Source organism: Mesorhizobium sp. C277A, from assembly GCF_040324395.1.
Classification (GTDB): domain Bacteria; phylum Pseudomonadota; class Alphaproteobacteria; order Rhizobiales; family Rhizobiaceae; genus Mesorhizobium.
In genome coordinates, this window is record NZ_JAMYVW010000002.1 from 5,226,528 (window position 1) to 5,245,131 (window position 18,604).

Below are 18,604 nucleotides of genomic sequence, written 5' to 3' on the forward strand. Positions count from 1 at the left end.
GCGGAAGTACATCTTCCGCTGTTTTCGTTTTGGATACGCTGCTGGAGATTAGAGGTTCGATCTCCGGAGATTAATTCGTCGACAAAATAAAGGAAATTTTTCCCGGCGCGCGGAAACTCAGGCAGTTCTATTTCGTATCTCCTCATGTTCCGAAAGAGGAAACAATAACCCCGAGGAGTTCGAACACTATGCGTAGAATCGCCACCCTTTTGCTCGCCGGTACCATTGCCGTCTCCGCCCTCGCCACAATCGCCTATGCCGAGAATCCGATGGTTGGCGGCGCCGCCATGTACGCCAACAAGAACATCGTCGAGAACGCCGTCAATTCGAAGGACCACACCACGCTGGTCGCCGCCGTCAAGGCTGCCGGCCTGGTCGAGACGCTGCAGGGCGCAGGCCCGTTCACCGTCTTCGCGCCGACCAATGAGGCCTTCGCCGCGCTTCCGGCTGGCACGGTCGAGACGCTGCTCAAGCCCGAGAACAAGGACAAGCTCACCAAGATCCTGACCTGCCATGTCATCGGCGCTAAAGCGATGGGCGCCGATGTCGCCTCGATGGCCAAGGCCGATGGCGGCACCCATAAGGTCAAGACGGTCGGCGGCTGCGAGCTGTCGCTCAAGGCTGACGGCGGCAAGGTCACCGTGACCGACGAGAACGGCAATGTCGCCAATGTGACGATCGCCGATGTCGAGCAGTCGAACGGCGTCATCCACGTCATCGACAAGGTCCTGCTGCCGAAGATGTAACAAAGCCCTGCCGCCGACGAACAGGCGGTAAGCTCCTGCAGATTGCGCGGCCCCGCCCCCGTGGGCCGAGCAAACGACCGAGCGCTCCATCCCGTCCGCAACAAGCGCGGAGCCGGTGTGGAGCGTTCGTTTGCAGGGCAACCGTCACCGGCTTTTGATTTTCCAGTGGCGGCCAAATCTGGCAAAACAACCCGCAGGAGGATTTCTGTCATGAACCGTCGCGACTTGCTTTTGAGTGGCGTCGCCGTTGCCGCATTTGCCGGCGCGGTGGCAACGCTGCGCATGGGCGGACCCCAACCCGCCAGAGCTGCTGAAACCTTCGAGGTCACCAAGACCGACGTCGAGTGGCACGCCATCCTGTCGGATGAAGCCTTCAACGTGCTGCGCAAGGAAGGCACCGAGTATCCCGGCACCAGCCCGCTGCTCAACGAGCACCGCAAGGGCATTTTCGCCTGCGCCGGCTGCGACCTGCCGGTCTATTCCTCGGAGACCAAGTTCGATTCCGGCACCGGCTGGCCGAGCTTCTGGCAAGAGATTGCCAACGCCGTCGGCAAGACCGAGGACCGTTCGCTGGGCATGACCCGCACCGAGGTCCATTGCCGCCGCTGCGGCGGTCATCTCGGCCATGTCTTCGATGACGGTCCCGCACCCACCGGCCTGCGCCATTGCATCAACGGCGTGGCGCTCAGCTTCAAGCCGGCCACTGCCTGACCGTTCGGCGTCTTTTAGCGGGATTGGGGATTTGGCGCCGGTGTGACGACCGCCTCCTATCTCTTGAAATGGGGCGAAAACAGTCAACTTCAAGAATTGGCAGACGGCTTTTTATGCGTAGATTCCGCAGCCCTTAACGAGAGGGCCAGAACCTATGCAACGAACTGAAGCACGGGCTCGCGACGGCGAGCCCAAATCGACCGCCAAATCGACCGACGGTGTTGATGCGGACCGGCCGCGAATATCCCATTCCGTGGTGATCGCCGGCGGCGGCCCGACCGGGTTGATGCTGGCCGGCGAGCTTTCCCTGGCCGGCATCGATGTCGCCATCGTCGAGCGGCGCGAGAACCAGGACCTCGCCGGCGCGCGCTCGGGCGGCCTGCATTCGCGCACCATCGAGATCTTCGACCAGCGCGGCATTGCCGATCGGTTCCTGTCGCAAGGCCAGACCGCACAGGTCGCAGGCTTCGTCGGCGTTTCGCTTGATATCAGCGACTTCCCCACCCGCCACAATTACGGGCTGGCGCTGTGGCAAAAGCACATAGAGCGCATCCTTGCTGACTGGGTCGAGGAGCTTGGCGTCACGTTCTACCGTGGCCGCGAGGTGACAGGCTTGGTGCAGGATGGCGGCGGCGTCGATGTCGCGCTGAGCGATGGCGGGTCGCTTCGTGCCGATTATCTCGTCGGCTGCGACGGCGGCAGAAGCCTCGTGCGCAAGGCGGCGGGCATCGAGTTCCCCGGTTCCGAGCCGACAACCAGCAATTTGATCGCCGAGATCGAGGTAACGGAAGAGCCGCAATGGGGTATCCACCGCGATGCCATCGGAATTCACGGCCTCAGCAGACTGGAAGACGGTACGGTGCGGGTGCTGGTGACCGAACGCGAGGTCGGGGCCGGCGGCGTGCCCACATTGCATGAGCTCAGCGAGGCGCTCATTGCCGTCTACGGCACCGATTACGGCGTCCACAATCCAACATCGCTGGCCCGCTTCACCGACATGACCCGGCAGGCAGCCTCATACCGCAAGGGGCGGGTGCTGCTGGCAGGCGACGCCGCGCACGTGCATCCACCGGACGGTGGACAGGGGCTGCAGACCGGCGTGCAGGACGCGGTCAATCTGGGCTGGAAGCTCGCCCAAGTGGTCAGGAAAACTGCGCCCGAAAGCCTGCTCGACAGCTACCAGGCAGAGCGCCACCCGATTGCCGCGCGTGTGATGAAAAACACCATGGCGTCGGTCGTGCTCCGTCGCGAAGACGAGCGCACCAAGGCGCTGCGCGATACAGTGTCGGAACTTCTCGGCATGGAAGAGCCGCGCAAGCGTTTTGCCGGCATGTTGTCCGGCCTGGACATCCACTACGATCTTGGCGAGGGGCATCCGCTGCTGGGGCGTCGCATGCCGGATCTCGACCTCGTCACCGCTGCCGGTCCGCTGCCGGTTTTCGCCCTGCTGCACGACGCTCGGCCGCTGCTGCTTAATCTTGGTGAGCCCGGCGCTTTTGGTATCGGCCAGTGGGTGGAGCGGATTCAGCTGGTCGACGCCAGCTACGATGGCGCATGGGAGCTTCCGGTGCTGGGGGCAGTCGAAGCCCCACGCGCAGTGCTGGTCCGGCCTGACGGTTATGTGGCCTGGGTCGGCGGCCCTGAAGCAGCCGGGCTAACCGACTCGCTGACCAAATGGTTTGGGCCGTCTGCCGCGGCATAGGTGATAACGATCGATGCTTAAGGGTGACCCCGGAAATCGGGGGTGATTTCCGGGGTCACACATGAGCGCGCCAGGCGGGGGGTCCGGCGCGCTCAATGGCCTCCGCCGCCGCTGCCCGCGGGCGGCGCCGGCTTGGCGATGACCAGGGTGAAGACCGCCATGGTCGCGAACAGCACGGTCAGCATGGTGAACACATCCATGAACGACAGCAGCGACGCCTGCTGCTGGACCATGCCCGACAGTTTGGAGATCGCCGCCTTGGTGGCGTCGAGGCCGGGAGTCTGCTGGAAGTCGAGCGTCATGTTCTGCAGCTTGGTCTGCGCCGCCGCACTGCCCCATTCCACATGCTCGGCCAGCCTGGCGTAGTGGAAGGCGCTGCGATCGATCAGCACGGTGTTGATGACGGCAAGGCCGACCGCACCGCCGAGGTTGCGGGTCAGGTTGAACAGGCCCGACGCGTTCTTCAGCCGGTCCGGCGGCAAGGTGCCGAGCGCAATGTTGTTGATCGGCACCATGCACAGCATCATCGAGCTGCCGCGCAGGATCTGCGGGATCAGCAATTCCCAGAAATCCCAGTCGGCGGTCAGATGCGTCATCCACCATGTGCCGGCAGCGAAGCCGAACAGCCCGATCATCATCATGATGCGCAAATCCATCTTGCTCGACAGGATGCCGGAAATCGGCGCAGTGACGAACATCGCCAGGCCGCTGACGAACAAGGCTTCGCCGATCATCATGGAATCGTAGCCGCGGATGCGCCCGAGGAACACCGGGTAGAGATAGGTCAGACCGTACAGGCCGATGCCGATGACGAAAGAGAACAGCGAACCGAAGGCGAAATTGACGTTGGTGAAGGCCCTGAGATCGACGATCGGCTCCTCGGCGGTGAAGGCACGCCAGAAGAACAGCGCCGCACCGACAACCATGATGATGGCGCAGATGAACACGGCCTGTTCCTGCAGCCAGTCATGGTTCGGACCCTCCTCGAGCACATATTCCATGCAGCCGAGAAACGCCGCCATGCCGGCAAGGCCCCACCAGTCGAACTTGCTGAACAGGCCGAGATTGGGCTTGTCAAAATCGATCAGGGTCCAGGTCGTGACCGTCACCAGAATGCCTGGAATGACATTGATGAGGAACAGCCAGTGCCACGACATGGCATGGCTGATATAGCCGCCGACGGTCGGGCCGATGGTCGGCGCCAGCGTCGCCACCAGGCCGATCATCGGCGACACCATGGCGCGGCGCGACGGCGGGAAGATGGTGAAGGCGGCGGCGAAAACGCTCGGGATCATGCCGCCGCCGATAAAGCCCTGGATGGCGCGGTAGACGATCATCTGGTCGATGTTGGTGGCGGTCGCGGCCAGCGCGCTGGCCGCCGTGAAGCCGGCCGCGGCGCCTGCAAACAGCACGCGCGTCGACAGCATCCGGCTGAGGAAGCCCGACAGCGGGATCATCACCACTTCGGCGATCAGATAGGCGGTCTGCACCCATGGGATTTCGTCGGAACTGGCGCTGAGGCCGGCCTGGATCTCCGCCAGCGAGGCTGAGACGATCTGGATGTCGAGGATCGCCATGAACATGCCGAACACCATCGCCAGGAAGGCGATGAGGCGGCGCGTCGAGATGGTCGTCGGTACCGCCGGCATGGCAGGCGCCGGCCCCGCTCCTGCAGTTATGGTTGCGGTTGCCATGGCGTTGCTCCCGGCTTTCGCTCAGTTCGTCGTAGCCGGAGCCGTGCGGCTGTCGACGGCGACGACGACGCTCAGGCCGGCGCGCAGCCTGCCTGCCTTCAGCACATCGGCCGGCACGTCGATGCGAACCGGGATGCGCTGCACCACCTTGGTGAAGTTGCCGGTGGCATTTTCCGGCGGCAGCAGCGAGAACACCGCACCCGAAGCCGGCGCCAGCGACGACACCGTGCCTTCGAAATCATGGCCGTCCGTGGCGTCGACCGAGACCCGCACCTTCTCACCGGGCACCAGCTTGGCCAGCTGCGTCTCCTTGAAGTTGGCAACGATGTAGAGCTTGTCCAGCGGCACCACGACGGCGAGCTTCTGGCCGGGGCTGACGAGGTCGCCCTGCTCGACCGAGCGGTTGCCGACGACGCCGTCATAAGGCGCCTTGAGCACGGTGAAGGACAGATCGCGCGCGGCCTTGTCGCGGTTCAGCCGCAGCGAAGCCAGCGTGCTGGCCGATTCGGCGCGCTGCGCTTCGAACACGCCGATATTGGCCTGTGCGGCTGCAATCTGCGCGTCGGCGCCGACGAGGGCTGCATTGGCCTGGTCGAGAGCGGTCTGGGCATCGTCCAGTTGCGCCTGTGTGCCGACATGCGTCTTGACCAGTTGCGCGGCGCGCTGCTGGGCGCGAGCGGCGTTGTCGGCTGCCGCCTGGTCGGCGACCTTCTGCGCCTGCGCCTGTTGCAGCGAAGCTTGCGCCGCCTTCGTCTGCGCGTCGATACGGTCGAGCGTCTTGGCCAGCGTGGCGATCTGCGCCTCCGCCTGGGCAACGGCTATTCTGTAGTCGCCGTCGTCGATCGTCAGCAGCGGATCGCCAGCCTTGACCTGCTGGTTCTCCGAGACCTTGACTTGATCGACATAGCCGGAAATCTTCGGCGAGACGAACGACATGTCGGCCTGGACATAGGCGTCGTCGGTCGAGATCAGGAACCGGCCGTCCGTCCAGTAATTATAGCCATACCAGGCGCCGGCGCTGAGCAGAGCGAGGCCGATGATCGGCAGCATGAACGAGCGAGCCGACCGCTTCTTCTTGGCCGGCACCTCGGCCAAAACTTCGGCGGCAGGCTTGATCGGCGCTTCCGGCGCTTCGATAGCCGGCGAGACCTTGGCGTTGGGAAAGGGGCGGACTTCGGCGGTGGTTGGCGTGTTCGAGGACATGATATCTCGCTACCGTAGCTACATAAGGAAAATGTATTATACTGAACCGTTCGGTTCGATGCGAACGTTGACATAGCGCTAAAGCAGGCCCATATCAAGAGCAATCGAACCGCTCGGTTCGAATTATTTCGCGAGGTGTGACTTTAATGGCCGACACGTTACCCGACGTCGAAAATGATCCGTGCGATGTGCTGGATAGTGCGCGTCGCGGCCGCCCGGCGGCGGGCCAGGATCCGGTCAAGCGCAGCCAGATCATCGAAGGCGCGCGGCGCGTGTTCATCGACAAGGGCTTCGAAGCGGCGTCGATGAACGACATTACCCGCGAGGCCGGCGTCTCCAAGGGCACGATCTATGTCTACTTCGCCAACAAGGAAGAGCTGTTCGAGGCACTGATCGAGGAAGAGCGCGGCACCATCTTCAAGAACATGTACGACATGCTCGACCGCGCCGACGATCTGCGCCAGACGCTGGTGAAATTCGGCAAGGTGCTGTCGATGAAGATCACCTCGGCCAAGGTCATCCAGGCGCAACGCACCGTGATCGGCGCCTCCGACAGGATACCGGACATGGGCGCGCGGTTTTACGAACGTGGCCCCAAACGCGGCCACGACAAGGTGGTCAAGTTCCTCAATGCAGCCATCGAACGCGGCCTGCTCAAGATCGATGATGTCGATCTTGCCGCCTATCAATTCACCGAACTGTGCCTCGCCGGCCTGTTTCGCCAGTGCATCTTCGCCTACCGCACCAAGGCGCCGAGCCAGGATGAAATCGACCACATCGTGCGGTCGGGCGTCAGCCTGTTCCTGAAGTCCTACGGCACTGAAAAGCTTGCCGAGGAAGAAAGCCACCAGATGATCGCGCTCGAGGCGAAGTCCAAGGCAAAGGCCTAGTTAGCCAAAGGTCTTTTTTCGCAACTCCGGACGGAAAACCGCTTCACACTTTTCCCGGAGTTGCTTTTAACCGCCATTGGCCGCCAGCACGATCGCCGCGCGCAGTTCGTCCAGACCCTCGCCCTTTTCCGACGACGTGGCGAGCACGAACGGAAACGCCGCCGGCCGCTTCTTGATCTTCAGTAATGTCTCTTCGATCAGCTGCGGCACGCCGGCGGCCTTGATCTTGTCGGTCTTGGTCAGCACGATCTGGTAGGACACCGCCGCCTTGTCGAGCAGCGACAGCACTTCGTCGTCCTTGGCTTTGATGCCATGGCGGGAATCGATCAGCACATAGACCCGCTTCAGCGTCACGCGGCCCTTGAGATAGTCGAAGACCAGCTTGGTCCAATCGTCCACCTTTTCCTTCGGCGCGCTGGCATAGCCGTAGCCCGGCATGTCGACCAGCGCCATTGGCGGCAAGTCGGTGCCTTCGCCGGAAAACCCGCCCGGCACGAAATAGTTGAGCTCCTGCGTGCGCCCCGGCGTGTTGGAGGTGCGCGCCAGCCCGTTATGGCCGACCAGCGCATTGATCAGCGACGACTTGCCGACATTGGAGCGGCCGGCAAAGGCGATCTCCGGCGGCCCCTCCGGCGGCAGGAACTTCATCGCCGGCACGCCGCGGATGAAGATCCACCCCTTGGTGAACAGGTCGGTTCCGATGACGGTGTTGCCCAGCGCGTTCAAATCGCTGCCTCCAGCCTGGAAATATCGGCGCCCCGAATGGCGTTGAGGTTGCGGCCGATCTTGTCCACCGGCCAGTTCCACCACGCCACGGAAAGCAGCCGCCTGACCGTCCTGTCGTCGAAACGCATCTTCACCACCTTTGCCGCATTGCCGGCGACGATCGCATAGGCCGGCACGTCATGCGTCACCACCGATTTCGCCGCCACGATGGCGCCATTGCCGACCGACACGCCGGGCATGATCACCGCATCCATGCCGATCCATACATCATTGCCGACCACCGTGTCGCCGCGCAGTTCCTGCGACCACGTCTTCGGGTCGAAGCCTTGCTCCCAGCCATGGCCGAAAATGTTGAACGGATAGGTGGAAAAGCCGGACATGGCATGGTTGGCGCCGTTCATGATGAAGCGCGCGCCCTCGGCGATGGCGCAGAACTTGCCGATGATCAGCTTGTCGCCGATGAAGGGATAATGATGCAGCACGCACCGCTCGGCGAATTTGTCCGGTCCGTCAGGATCGTCATAGTAGGTGAACTCGCCGATCTCGATATTCGGCGCGGTGACCAGGGGCTTGAGGAAGCCGACGCGGGTGTGCATCGGGATCGGGTGTTTGATGTCTGGGTTGGGTCCGTCCATGGCGAGATCCGTCGAGAGTGGCGCAAATTAAAGCCGCCATTCGAGATGGCGTGATCCGCCCTATAGCACCAATCGCCCGATGAGCGAGCCCTGCTGGGCTTCGATGTTCAGTTCGTGCCGCGGCAGATCACGATCAGGTCGACCGCCGCCGTCGGCTAAGGCGCCCTGAAACAAAAAAAACGGGGCCCTGCGAAGGACAAGCAGGACCCCGGTGGTGTCGAAGACGGCTTCAAAAGAATGGCACCTCCTCGTGAGGTAGGGAAGGCAGACCGAGAAAGCCCGTCGCAGCCCGCCGTCATTCCCCGTTGCGTAAAGCCGTTACTTCGGCAACAGCACCTTGTTGACGACGTGGATGACGCCGTTCGACTGGTTGACGTCGGCGACCGTTACCTTGGCGGCGCCGCCGGATTCGTCGACGATATAAAGCGCGCCTTTTTTTACCTCGGCGATCAGCGTGTCGCCGCTGACGGTCTTCATTTCATACTTGCCACCCATCGCCTTGGCCTTGGTCATCATATCCTTGGCCGAGATCTTGCCGGCCACGACATGGGCGGTCAGGATCTTGGTCAGCTTGTCCTTATTTTCGGGCTTCACCAGCGTGGCGACGGTGCCGGCCGGCAGTTTCTTGAAGGCGGAATCGGTCGGCGCAAACACCGTGAAGGGTCCCGCGCTTTCCAGCGTGTCGACCAGGCCGGCGGCCTTGACGGCGGCAACCAGCGTCTTGTGGATCGGCGAGTTGAGGGCGTTCTCGACGATGTTCTTCGAGGTCAGCATCGCAGCGCCGCCAACGGCGGGATTGGCGAGCGTATAGGCCGTCGTAGCTGCGAGGCCCGATAGAGCCAGGCCGGCGGAAAAGCAGAATGCCTTGAGGATGGACTTTGCCATTGGAGAACCCTTCTGGTGCGACAATTGTTGATTCGATTGTCGGGAAGAGTTACGCGGCGATTGCGGGAAAGTTTCGGTGCAGAGTAAAAAAGGATAATGATAACAAATATTTAAAGGCGAATGCCCATTCCACGCGCCGCATCCCCGCGATGGACATGACGGGGTCACGGATCAAAAACAGCGGTCTTCGGATTAGAGCTGATCGGTGTTGATCGGCCTTGGCGGTACAAGCAGCAGCCACGCCGGTTGCACGCCGCAAGTTTCGCGCCTCACGGGAACGTGATGCGCGCCTCGTCCACAAAAAACACCGGACGAGCCGGGGCTTTGATTGCCACGCTGTTTATTCAGCTGGCGAGGGTTTCTTTCGGAACAATGCCGTCAGATTGTCCCACAATTCGATCTTGGCGCCCTGGCGCTTCATGATCACGCCCTGCTGCAGGATCGACAGCGTGTTGTTCCAGGCCCAGTAGATGACGAGGCCGGCCGGGAAGCTGCCCATCATGAAGGTGAAGATCACCGGCATCCAGGTGAAGATCTGCGCCTGCGTCGGATCCGGCGGCGTCGGGTTCATGCGCATCTGCAGGAACATGGTGATGCCCATGACCACCGCCCAGGCGCCCATATGCGGCAGGAATGCCGGCGGCGCGAAGGGCAGCAGGCCGAACAGGTTGAAGACCGAGGTCGGATCGGGCGCGGCCAGATCCTGGACCCAGCCGAAGAACGGCGCGTGCCGCATCTCGATGGTGATGTAGAGCACCTTGTAGAGCGAGAAGAACACCGGGATCTGCAGCGCCACCGGCCAGCAGCCGGCGAGCGGATTGATCTTCTCGGTCTTGTACAGCTCCATCATCGCCTGTTGCTGCTTCATCTTGTCGTCCGCGTATTTCTCGCGGATCTCGAGCATCTTGGGCTGCACCTTCTTCATGTTCGCCATCGACGCATAGGATTTGTTGGCGAGCGGGAAGAAGAGGGTTTTGACGACGACGGTGGTGGCAAGGATGGCCAGACCGAAATTGCCGAAGAATTTGTACAGCGTGTCGATCAGGTAGAACATCGGCTTGGTGATCCAGATGAACCATCCCCAATCGATCAGCCGGTCGAACAGCCTGATCTGGCGATCCTGGGCGTAGGCGTTGATCTTGTTGACTTCCTTGGCGCCGGCGAAGATCTCGGTCTCGACCGTCGCCGACTGGCCGGCGGCAATGGTGATCGGGTCGGTGAGGAAGTCCGACTGGTAGCGCGGGCGGCCATTGTCGTAATAGGCATAGTGCGGCTGGAAGGGCTGCTTCTCGGTCGGCACCAGGGTGACCGCCCAATATTTGTCGGTGATGCCAAGCCAGCCATCGGTCGATTTGCTCGGCGTATAGAGCTTGTTCTTCTCGATGTCGGCGTATTTGTGCTCCTGCAGGCCTTCGGTTCCCGTGACGCCGATCAGGCCTTCATGCAGCACATAGGAGCTGGCGACGGCCGGCTTGTCGAAACGGATGACGCGGCCGTAATTGGACAGCGTGACGGGGGTCGAGCCTGAATTCTGCACCGCATCGGAAACGGTGAACATGTAGTCGCCGTCGACGGAGATCGTGCGCTTGAAGGTCAGGCCCTTGTCGTTGGTGAAGGTCAGCGTCACTGGCGTCGCCGGCGTCAGCGTCGCATTGCCGTCGACGCTCCAGACCGTTTCCGGGCCCGGCACCGTGCCGGTCGTGTCGCTGCCGACAAAGCCGATCTCGGCATAATAGCCGGTGGGCAGCGCCTGCGGATTGAGCAGCTGGATCTGCGGCGATGTCTTGTCGACCGTCTCGGTGTAGTGCTTGAGCTTTAGGTCGTCGAGGCGGGCGCCGGTGAGGTTGATCGAGCCCGACAGGCTCGGCGTGTCGATGTTGACGCGGGCCGTCTTGGCCACTTCCTGCGCGCGGCCTTCCGGCGTCGTGACATAGGTGCCGGGCGCGTTTGGAATGGCGCCGGGCGCCGCGGGCGCCGGCGTGCCGCCGGGATTGGCGGCCTCGGCCGCCTTCTTCTGCTCCGCCGCCCGCTGCTCTTCGATGCGGGCCGCCTCGCGCTGCTGTTCGCTCCGCGGCAGCACATAGAAATATTGCCACAGCCCGAGGATCAGCACCGACAAGACGATGGTGATGTAGAAGTTCCGGTTATTTTCCATCGAAAGCCCTTGGCCTATCGTGTTCCGCTGAGACGGCGGGAGAGTTCGGCCTTCAAGTGGCCGAACGGAATGGTGAGCACGTCTTCACGCCCGACAATGACATAGTCATTGCCGGGCGCCATGTCACTTGCGGCATGGGTGCGCACGGCTTCTTTCAGCCGCCGCCTGACGCGGTTGCGCACAACCGCATTGCCGACCTTCTTGGTGACGGTGAAGCCGACGCGCGGCGGCAGACCGTCTTTGCGGTCGAGAACTTCAACGAGAAAAAGCCGCCCGCGCCGCTTTTCACCGCGGCGGACGGCCAGGAATTCCGCACGTTTCAGAAGCCGCTTGGGGTTTGGTCCCACTGGCTTGCCGGTTGCGGGCAACGATCTCGTCTTCCGTTCAGGCGCTGAGCCGCTTGCGGCCGCGGTTGCGGCGAGCTGCGACGACGCCGCGACCACCCTTGGTGGCCATGCGAGCACGGAAACCGTGCCGGCGTTTGCGGACGAGTTTGGACGGTTGGTAGGTACGCTTCATTTGTTTTAATACCGCGGGGTGCGGCCCTTCTTGATTCTGTCACTGTGTAACAGGAGCTTTGCCGGGCCGGCATTGGCGCGATCGAAACCGCGCCGGGACGAATGGCCCGAGCGTGAGCGGCTTATAGAAAGAAGGGTTTTGGGAGTCAATCCAGCGCGAACTATGAGTTCGTCGCAGCGCGAACTATGAGTTCGTCGCAGTGCGAACTGCCAGTTCGTCACGACGCGACACCCCGTTCGTCGCGGCGCGAACACCCAGTTCGAGTCTATCTTTATTGCTGGCACCATCGTCCAACGAAGGATGAAATTGGCAAAAAAGCCGCAATCACCTAATCTCAACCGATCAAGCGTTTGTGAAGACAGGCCTTAATGAGCGAAGTTGCATCAGCGGATGAAGGGAGCGGCCCGGCGACAGCCGATGCCAGCCCGGCGACCGTTCGCCCGGTTGCGAGCCGTTCGGTGCCCAATCGTTCAGTGCCCTTGGCGCGCGGCCTGTCGACCAAGCTGCTCTTGCTCACCATTGTCTTCGTGCTCCTGGCCGAAGTCCTCATTTTCCTGCCCTGGATCGCCAGCTACCGCCTGGCTTGGCTGAAGGAGCGGCTAAGCACCGCTGCCGCGGTGTCGATCGTGCTGGTGCAGGGCGAGCCCAATTCGCTCTCCCGCGCCGCCCAGAACGACGTGCTGATGGCAATCGGCGCCAAGGCGATCGCGGTGCGCGACGGCGGCGTATCGCGCCTGCTGGTGGTGGCCGAGATGCCGCCGCAGGTCGACGAGCATATCGACATCGCCAATGTCGGCATGATCAAGGGCATGACCGGGGCGCTGGATACGCTGTTCTTCGGCGGCAAGCGCATGCTGCGGGTGTTCGGCCCGGTCGGCGACAGCGACAAGGAATTCGAGCTGATCATGCCCGACTATTCCCTGCGCAACGCCATGCTGCGCTATTCGCGCAACGTCGCCTTCGTCTCGCTGCTGATCTCGCTGTTCACCGCAATGCTGGTCTATGCCGCGATCGACCTGATCATGATCGGCCCGATCCGCACCATGACGCGCTCGATGCTGTCCTTTTCCGAGGCGCCCGACGATCCAGGGCGCATCATCCACCCGGCCGCCCGTGCCGACGAGATCGGCGTTGCCGAGCGCGAACTGTCGCAGATGCAGGAACGGCTGCAAAAGATGCTGTCGGAGCAGAAGCATCTTGCCGATCTTGGCCTCGCCGTCTCCAAGATCAACCATGATATGCGCAACATCCTGGCCTCGGCGCAGCTGATGTCGGACCGCCTGCGCCTGGTCAAGGACCCGACGGTGCAGGCCTTCGCGCCAAAGCTGTTGCGCGCGCTCGACCGCGCCGTCTCCTATTCCGAAGGTGTGCTCCACTATGGTCGCACGCAGGAGCCGGCGCCCTCACGCCGCCGCTTGCGGCTGCGCCAGCTGGTCGACGACGTCCACGGCCTGCTCGACATCGAGGACGGCATCGAATTCGTCAATGCCGTCGAGCTCGCCTTCGAGGTCGATGCCGATTCCGACCAGCTGTTTCGCGTGCTCACCAATCTGTGCCGAAACGCGGTGCAGGCGATGGCGGCCGACGCCGAGAGCGCGCTGGTGCGCCGGCTCGCCGTATCGGCCGAGCGCATAGGCAGCGTAAGCCGCATCATTGTCACCGACACCGGTCCCGGCCTGCCGGCGAAGGCGCGAGAAAACCTGTTCGCGGCGTTTCGAGGCTCGGCCCGCAGCGGCGGCACCGGCCTTGGCCTGGCCATCGCGCACGAGCTGATCCGCGCCCATGGCGGCACGGTGGAACTGGTCGAATCGATCGGCGGCCGCACCACCTTCGCCGTCACCATCCCCGACCAGCCGGTCCGCCTCGACCAGGCCCGCAACGGCCTGCGCCGCCCTGCCTGAGCTGTATTGATATTCAGCCGAAGCCGGACTGAGCTGAATCTCAGCACCCCTTTGATCGGCACCGTCGAAAGCAGCTGCGACAAAACTTTTGCCGGATTGGCTTGCTTTTCGGAAATTCAGTCGCTAGGGAACACGTCTTGTCGCGGCCGGTCGTCAGGATCGGTTAGCGGGGCTATGTAAAGCATGGCCTGTTGCGCGCCCGTAGCTCAGCTGGATAGAGCACCAGACTACGAATCTGGGGGTCAGGAGTTCGAATCTCTTCGGGCGCGCCATTAAGCTCGTGATCTGTCAGAGCATTTTACCAGCTTATTTAACCTTGCTTCCAACGCGCGCATAGCCGGAAGCGATATGGAAGCGGAGACAGCCTAGGCTAAGCGGCGAGTGCGCTTTGAGCGAGCGTTTACATCGAGCGTGGCCCAAGTAGGGAGGCGGTCCTAGATCGGTGCGCTTTAAATTTCCCGCGCGCCGCGTCCTTGGGGCACCCCACCCCCTATTGGACGGGGGGGCGGGGTAGGCCGACGGGGTACATACTCCTCGTCCTATCGTATAGTGCATTTGCTGACGCCAGCCGTTGTCTCGATATCTTGCACCGGCTGTGTCGGGAAATAAATGCGCGCCTAGGCAGGCATTCCTACGGCGATTGCCTATTCGCGGGTCACGCCAAGCATCGTGCGGCTCCATTCCACGGGAAGGGGTCGCCACGGCCCCTGCGGGCCTCGTTGGTCGGCCATGCTAGGCGGTACAGCAGCGGCCCTGATACAACGCCAAGGCGCTTTTTGAGCGTCTCGAACACCAATGCTTGGTCGCCCAAGCCATGCTGAGTGCCAAACCTCGGAAATCCGGCAGCCGGCGAAGTTCAAAACCTCGCAAAAGGAACGCACCTCGCGCGACGCGTTGGCGGCCGCCGTGAGGAGGGCAGCGCGCACGGCGCCGGCGAGATAAACACGGCGGCCCTTGGGGCGATCAGTTCGGACATTGAAACAGAATACTAGATGCCGTTTGGCAGGTCATACCAAAAACAATTTAATGAACGACCATGAATCATCTTGATTCATGGTCGTTCATCGTCTATCTATCTCTTCGAGGACGAACGATGGTTCGAGCCGGTTCGTTCTCGTTTGTTGGCAGCTCAGGAGAAAACCATGAACACCAGCGGTATCTTTATCACGTCAGACCACCTGAAGTCTCTATCAAAGCAGGAGCAGGATCTGCTCTTCAATATCATCAGCGGGCGATCGCCCACTGTTGATGTGCCCACAGCAAGCCAATCGACCGACCCGAGTTCAGAAGTGGAGGACGAGCATTTTGTCGAGCTGTCGCCAGGTCAGGCACGCGAGTTTTATGCGGGCTGTAGTGCGAAAACACGGAAGGCGATCGACGTGATCGCCGACAGCAACAGCCGTAGGTTTCAGTTGGCTGATGTGGCCAAGGCAATCGGTGTGAAAACGACCGAGCTTACAGGTGTCTGGGGTGGACTAACCCGTCGTTCAAAGACGATCACAGGCGATGGTTCCGCTTATCTCATCGACTGGAATAAGCACGAAGGGATCTGGGATGACGATGGAAACTACATCGATCACACTGCCGAGGTGACGGAGCTGACCTATCGCAGCTTCCGTAAGGCGCTGGGCCGCTCCTGATCTCATCGGGCCCCGTCGGGCGCTTTGACGGGGCTCGACACAACTGGCTAGGAAAACCTGAAACAGAATTATGAATTCTGTTTCAGGTCGTTCGATTGTCTAAATTCGGAACCGAACCTTCGGCGAATTCCAAAAGTGCAACTTGGACACTTCTGCTCGGGGTAAGGTCTCCTTAATTTTTCATACATTCGGATCAGAAGAGCTTGGAGGTCACCAATGCTATCTGCCCGAGCCCAAACCACCGGGTGCGCCCTTAGGACTTATTGGCCAACAAAACCTTGGGCCTTCATCCGCTCCAAGACAGCCAGCGCCAGCTTTGATTGAAAGTCGGTTGGCAATCGCCGCGGGATAGACGAGCAAACCTGCAAGACTTGCAACTCGTTGGGGGTCAGACGCTTGCGCTCGCGACCCCAACCAAGCACGCCATTCCAGAATTCACCTCCCAGTGTCACGACCTCAGCCTGAGCATTTATTCCTTCAGTCAGAACCTTATTGCTGCGCGCCTCGCGTGCAGTGGTTTTGGCTTCGTCGATCGGCGCCAAGCAGCTGTCGAAATCTTCATCATAAGCCAGTTTTCGTGACTTCAAGCCGTTCCAGCAGGCTTGTTGTTTTGCCCATTCCGACATGTTGCGTACGCCTCGGGGCGGGTGCGTAATCGCATTGTGCGCTTCAGCAGCCGCGATCATCAATGCACGAACCAGCGGTTCGGGCACCGACTGCCGTCGCCAGATGACATCAAGGTCTAGAACCTGCTTTTCGTCGTTGGCATCATGAAAGACCTTGGCCATGGCATAAGTTACGATGTTTGCACGATAGCCCCCCCGTACCATGTCTGTTTAGGGACTTGGGACTCGAGCTGGCGAAAGATCAATGCTTTCGAAATCAACCGCTTGAACCAGAGTTCATCATACTTGACGTCGCTCTTGCTCCACGCTTCACCGATCTCCTTTGCGAATTCCGCAAAGTTCTTCTGGGCACCCTTTGAGACCACGTGGGGGCGGCCGGTGGCAGAAAACTCGAACTTTGCAAGATCAGTCTTGCTGAAAAGCTGCGTCTTCGGAAATTCCAGATCAAACTTTTTCTGCTGCGCGGCTGTAAGTTTGGCTCGGGCGTTTATGTATTGTCCACGCGAACGCTCGTAGAACCACTTGCTGTCATGTCGTTCGCCCTCTTTCGAGGCGAAAATAACGTCACGCGAGAACTTTTCCATGGCTACGTGGAACGGATGATTAGAGAAGAAGTCCGCAGCGTTTACCTTGTTTTGAGTGTTGGCGTACTCCGAGATCTTCGGGACGATTTCTTCGGACCTGTCGGGCGGCACCACGGTCAGCTTCATCTGCACAAAGACCTGGGGAAGCTGGTCCTTGGCTGTCTTCAGCCCGCCATGAATCGATCCTGTGGTCTGCGCCCCGTTGACGATCTGCAGGTTGCTGATCGAGGCCACAGCCAGCCCTTCCGCCGTCTGGACGCAGGTCACATCGTTGGCTGTGGCAGATAGCCCGTTGTTGTAGGGGAAGAACAATTCCGGTTCCGTCCTGATCGTGGTCTGGATACCCTTGTTGGTCTTGGCCCGAGCCTGAAGGAACGACCGGACATTCGCCTCCAGCAGTCGCGCGCCCCATTTGTCGTAAATGTCGGCAAGCTGCTGCCCCGGCACGATCATCAGATAGCTTTCCAATGCCGCCCCCGCCTGCGACGCCTTCAGTGCCGGCAGTGGTCCGCCGAAGTCCTTCGCGAAGTCGATGACCATATCTTCGCGCGCCTGACCTGAGCGGTCGAAGCGCTCGAAACGAGCAAGGTCCCAGACCGAGTAGGTGATTGGAACGTCACCGGCGTCTGCCAGCTTCACCGCATCATCACGGCCGATGTAATGCCGATTTGAGATCAGGATCAGCTTGACCTTGGTAATTTGAGACCAAGTCGTGATGATCAGGTCCGAAACCTGAAAGGCGGCACTGACTTCGTTTAAGGCATCCCGAAATTCTTCGGTCCGTGCCTTCTTAAGGAAGCGGATCAACGGATTGAGGATGGTCGGAGCATCCGACTTTCCGAAGGTCCTGACATTGTCGGACTCGACAAAGTCACAGACGATCAGGCCCAGGACGCCCTCGCAATCACGTGGGTCCCCGGCATAGCCGTCGATCCGCAGTTTCTGGCCGCCTTCGCCATTCTGGTAAAATGCTCGGTCTGCCACTTCCAGTTCGCCCGCTTCCGTCAGCCGTTCAGCCATTCGGTCGAAGAAGGCCTCGACCATCATGACACCACTGGCATCAGCCTCGCGCCTGATATCGGCCATCAGGTTCTGGTGATACTCGTCAAGCACTGTCATAGGTGGGGGTTCTCGAACAACTTTGCCTCGACAGCCTTGGTTTCGGTCATGAACGGCGCGCAGGCCGCAAGCGACAGTGAATATGTGACATTTGATACGCCCAGCGGAACCGGTGCCGCGAGGCGCGGAAAATCGGAGGTGACAGCATGGAAATCAGGGACCGACACGATCCACCTCGATGATGCATAGTCGTGCAGGGAGTCGAATCCGGCATCGGCAAGATGCAAATCCCAGTCCAGAATGCTCGACGGCTCCGAGACCTCCAAGAAACTCGTGATCTCAGCGACCAGCTCGGTCAATGTCTTGCCATGTGGCCTTTGAACCTTGTCTACGGCCAAGACCGCAAGCCAGAGCCGCCGATCCGCGACATCGGCAAGTTGATGTTCATTTGATATCTTCACGTAAGGCTGCGAGGCGCCACGACGCGCCTTGACCTCGATGCAGTCGGATTTCAATTCGAAATCCTTTGGTGCCCCGGCAGGTCCACTCCAAGCGGTCAGCGCTGCCTTGGGTCCAAGCCCGGTGATTACCCGTTTCAGGATTTCCAACTCGCCAATCAGACCTTTCTGGGCCTCATCGGAAAGAACCTCGGCCTTTCCGCCCCGCAGAAGGTAATGCCAACGAAAAGTCCGCCCGATGGCCTGTCCTAGTGCCTTCGCTTCGGTTTCTGCCTGTTCACATGCGGCCACGACATCCCGGCACAGCGTCTCGAACAGTTCGAGTTGCGCATTGTCCTTCAGCCCTGATGTAAAGGATAGGGCCTCCCGGCAAGGTCTGAAATTTGATTTCAAGGCTCTTGAGCTTTGGCAAGTCAGGGACCGGCTTGGGCAATTCCGTTAATTGAAGAGCCAAGGCTACATCGGCCCGG

At 61.0% G+C, this 18,604-nt stretch carries 17 protein-coding genes and 1 tRNA gene; 7 read left to right on the plus strand and 11 right to left on the minus strand.

Annotation, left to right across the window (positions count from 1 at the left end; genetic code table 11):
* The first annotated feature begins 188 nt into the window (after positions 1–188).
* The 3 genes from NKK52_RS25860 (at position 189) to NKK52_RS25870 (ending at position 3,159) form a co-directional block, all read left to right on the plus strand.
* Complete coding sequence (locus NKK52_RS25860) at positions 189–746, plus strand: fasciclin domain-containing protein (RefSeq protein WP_023681353.1); 558 nt, start codon at positions 189–191, stop codon at positions 744–746.
* Positions 747–956: 210 nt separating this feature from the next.
* Positions 957–1,457, plus strand: a complete 501-nt coding sequence (gene msrB, locus NKK52_RS25865; protein WP_023681354.1) for a peptide-methionine (R)-S-oxide reductase MsrB — start codon at positions 957–959, stop codon at positions 1,455–1,457.
* Between the two features lie 154 nt (positions 1,458–1,611).
* On the plus strand, positions 1,612–3,159 hold the full coding sequence (locus NKK52_RS25870; RefSeq protein ID WP_352630151.1) for an FAD-dependent monooxygenase: 1,548 nt from the start codon (positions 1,612–1,614) through the stop codon (positions 3,157–3,159).
* Positions 3,160–3,251: 92 nt separating this feature from the next.
* On the opposite strand, the gene NKK52_RS25875 is transcribed toward NKK52_RS25870, so the two are convergent.
* Positions 3,252–4,853, minus strand: a complete 1,602-nt coding sequence (locus NKK52_RS25875; RefSeq protein WP_352535254.1) for a DHA2 family efflux MFS transporter permease subunit — start codon at positions 4,851–4,853, stop codon at positions 3,252–3,254.
* Positions 4,854–4,874: 21 nt separating this feature from the next.
* Positions 4,875–6,056, minus strand: a complete 1,182-nt coding sequence (locus NKK52_RS25880; RefSeq protein ID WP_023681356.1) for an HlyD family secretion protein — start codon at positions 6,054–6,056, stop codon at positions 4,875–4,877.
* 146 nt (positions 6,057–6,202) lie between these two features.
* On the opposite strand from NKK52_RS25880, the gene NKK52_RS25885 reads away from it, so the two are divergent.
* Entirely contained in the window at positions 6,203–6,946 is a 744-nt protein-coding gene (locus NKK52_RS25885) for a TetR/AcrR family transcriptional regulator (protein ID WP_023681357.1), read from the plus strand.
* A 66-nt stretch (positions 6,947–7,012) separates the two neighbouring features.
* On the opposite strand, the gene yihA is transcribed toward NKK52_RS25885, so the two are convergent.
* The 6 genes from yihA to rpmH all read right to left on the minus strand — a co-directional run bounded on the left by yihA (position 7,013) and on the right by rpmH (position 11,866).
* Positions 7,013–7,672, minus strand: coding sequence for a ribosome biogenesis GTP-binding protein YihA/YsxC (gene yihA / locus NKK52_RS25890; RefSeq protein ID WP_023673242.1), 660 nt, complete (start codon positions 7,670–7,672; stop codon positions 7,013–7,015).
* Positions 7,669–8,307: a CatB-related O-acetyltransferase gene (locus NKK52_RS25895; protein WP_023681358.1), complete on the minus strand. Its 639-nt coding sequence runs from the start codon at positions 8,305–8,307 to the stop codon at positions 7,669–7,671. Before NKK52_RS25895 ends, yihA begins: the two co-directional genes overlap by 4 nt.
* A 318-nt stretch (positions 8,308–8,625) precedes the next feature.
* On the minus strand, positions 8,626–9,192 hold the full coding sequence (locus NKK52_RS25900; RefSeq protein ID WP_023673244.1) for a fasciclin domain-containing protein: 567 nt from the start codon (positions 9,190–9,192) through the stop codon (positions 8,626–8,628).
* 340 nt (positions 9,193–9,532) lie between these two features.
* Positions 9,533–11,347, minus strand: a complete 1,815-nt coding sequence (gene yidC, locus NKK52_RS25905; RefSeq protein ID WP_023681359.1) for a membrane protein insertase YidC — start codon at positions 11,345–11,347, stop codon at positions 9,533–9,535.
* Positions 11,348–11,361: 14 nt separating this feature from the next.
* Positions 11,362–11,715, minus strand: coding sequence for a ribonuclease P protein component (gene rnpA, locus NKK52_RS25910; protein ID WP_023681360.1), 354 nt, complete (start codon positions 11,713–11,715; stop codon positions 11,362–11,364).
* Between the two features lie 16 nt (positions 11,716–11,731).
* Complete coding sequence (rpmH, locus tag NKK52_RS25915; RefSeq protein ID WP_008833937.1) at positions 11,732–11,866, minus strand: 50S ribosomal protein L34; 135 nt, start codon at positions 11,864–11,866, stop codon at positions 11,732–11,734.
* 368 nt (positions 11,867–12,234) lie between these two features.
* On the opposite strand from rpmH, the gene NKK52_RS25920 reads away from it, so the two are divergent.
* The 3 genes from NKK52_RS25920 (at position 12,235) to NKK52_RS25930 (ending at position 15,407) form a co-directional block, all read left to right on the plus strand.
* Positions 12,235–13,767: an ATP-binding protein gene (locus tag NKK52_RS25920; protein ID WP_023672265.1), complete on the plus strand. Its 1,533-nt coding sequence runs from the start codon at positions 12,235–12,237 to the stop codon at positions 13,765–13,767.
* Positions 13,768–13,962: 195 nt separating this feature from the next.
* Positions 13,963–14,039, plus strand: a tRNA-Arg gene (locus tag NKK52_RS25925).
* 870 nt (positions 14,040–14,909) lie between these two features.
* Positions 14,910–15,407, plus strand: coding sequence for a hypothetical protein (locus NKK52_RS25930; RefSeq protein ID WP_023681361.1), 498 nt, complete (start codon positions 14,910–14,912; stop codon positions 15,405–15,407).
* 260 nt (positions 15,408–15,667) lie between these two features.
* On the opposite strand, the gene NKK52_RS25935 is transcribed toward NKK52_RS25930, so the two are convergent.
* Genes NKK52_RS25935 through NKK52_RS25945 form a run of 3 tightly spaced genes read right to left on the minus strand, consistent with a single transcriptional unit; the run spans position 15,668 to position 18,527 of the window.
* Positions 15,668–16,195 (minus strand): hypothetical protein, encoded by a 528-nt coding sequence (locus NKK52_RS25935; RefSeq protein ID WP_352630155.1) that lies wholly within the window; start codon positions 16,193–16,195, stop codon positions 15,668–15,670.
* Positions 16,196–16,203: 8 nt separating this feature from the next.
* On the minus strand, positions 16,204–17,736 hold the full coding sequence (locus tag NKK52_RS25940) for an AIPR family protein (protein WP_352630157.1): 1,533 nt from the start codon (positions 17,734–17,736) through the stop codon (positions 16,204–16,206).
* Positions 17,733–18,527 carry a PD-(D/E)XK motif protein gene (locus NKK52_RS25945; protein ID WP_023681363.1) on the minus strand — a complete coding sequence of 265 codons (795 nt, stop codon included), beginning with the start codon at positions 18,525–18,527 and terminating at the stop codon, positions 17,733–17,735. The genes NKK52_RS25940 and NKK52_RS25945 overlap by 4 nt, the downstream gene beginning before the upstream one ends.
* Between the last annotated feature and the right edge of the window lie 77 nt (positions 18,528–18,604).

Excerpts from the sequence above, each read along its gene's own strand:
- NKK52_RS25900 (WP_023673244.1), bottom strand. The coding sequence starts at position 9,192 with ATGGCAAAGTCCATCCTCAAGGCATTCTGCTTTTCCGCCGGCCTGGCT.
- yidC (WP_023681359.1), bottom strand. The coding sequence starts at position 11,347 with ATGGAAAATAACCGGAACTTCTACATCACCATCGTCTTGTCGGTGCTG.
- NKK52_RS25875 (WP_352535254.1), bottom strand. The coding sequence starts at position 4,853 with ATGGCAACCGCAACCATAACTGCAGGAGCGGGGCCGGCGCCTGCCATG.
- NKK52_RS25920 (WP_023672265.1), top strand. The coding sequence starts at position 12,235 with ATGAGCGAAGTTGCATCAGCGGATGAAGGGAGCGGCCCGGCGACAGCC.
- NKK52_RS25870 (WP_352630151.1), top strand. The coding sequence starts at position 1,612 with ATGCAACGAACTGAAGCACGGGCTCGCGACGGCGAGCCCAAATCGACC.
- NKK52_RS25880 (WP_023681356.1), bottom strand. The coding sequence starts at position 6,056 with ATGTCCTCGAACACGCCAACCACCGCCGAAGTCCGCCCCTTTCCCAAC.
- NKK52_RS25930 (WP_023681361.1), top strand. The coding sequence starts at position 14,910 with ATGAACACCAGCGGTATCTTTATCACGTCAGACCACCTGAAGTCTCTA.
- NKK52_RS25885 (WP_023681357.1), top strand. The coding sequence starts at position 6,203 with ATGGCCGACACGTTACCCGACGTCGAAAATGATCCGTGCGATGTGCTG.
- NKK52_RS25860 (WP_023681353.1), top strand. The coding sequence starts at position 189 with ATGCGTAGAATCGCCACCCTTTTGCTCGCCGGTACCATTGCCGTCTCC.
- rpmH (WP_008833937.1), bottom strand. The coding sequence starts at position 11,866 with ATGAAGCGTACCTACCAACCGTCCAAACTCGTCCGCAAACGCCGGCAC.
- NKK52_RS25940 (WP_352630157.1), bottom strand. The coding sequence starts at position 17,736 with ATGACAGTGCTTGACGAGTATCACCAGAACCTGATGGCCGATATCAGG.
- NKK52_RS25935 (WP_352630155.1), bottom strand. The coding sequence starts at position 16,195 with ATGGCCAAGGTCTTTCATGATGCCAACGACGAAAAGCAGGTTCTAGAC.
- NKK52_RS25895 (WP_023681358.1), bottom strand. The coding sequence starts at position 8,307 with ATGGACGGACCCAACCCAGACATCAAACACCCGATCCCGATGCACACC.
- msrB (WP_023681354.1), top strand. The coding sequence starts at position 957 with ATGAACCGTCGCGACTTGCTTTTGAGTGGCGTCGCCGTTGCCGCATTT.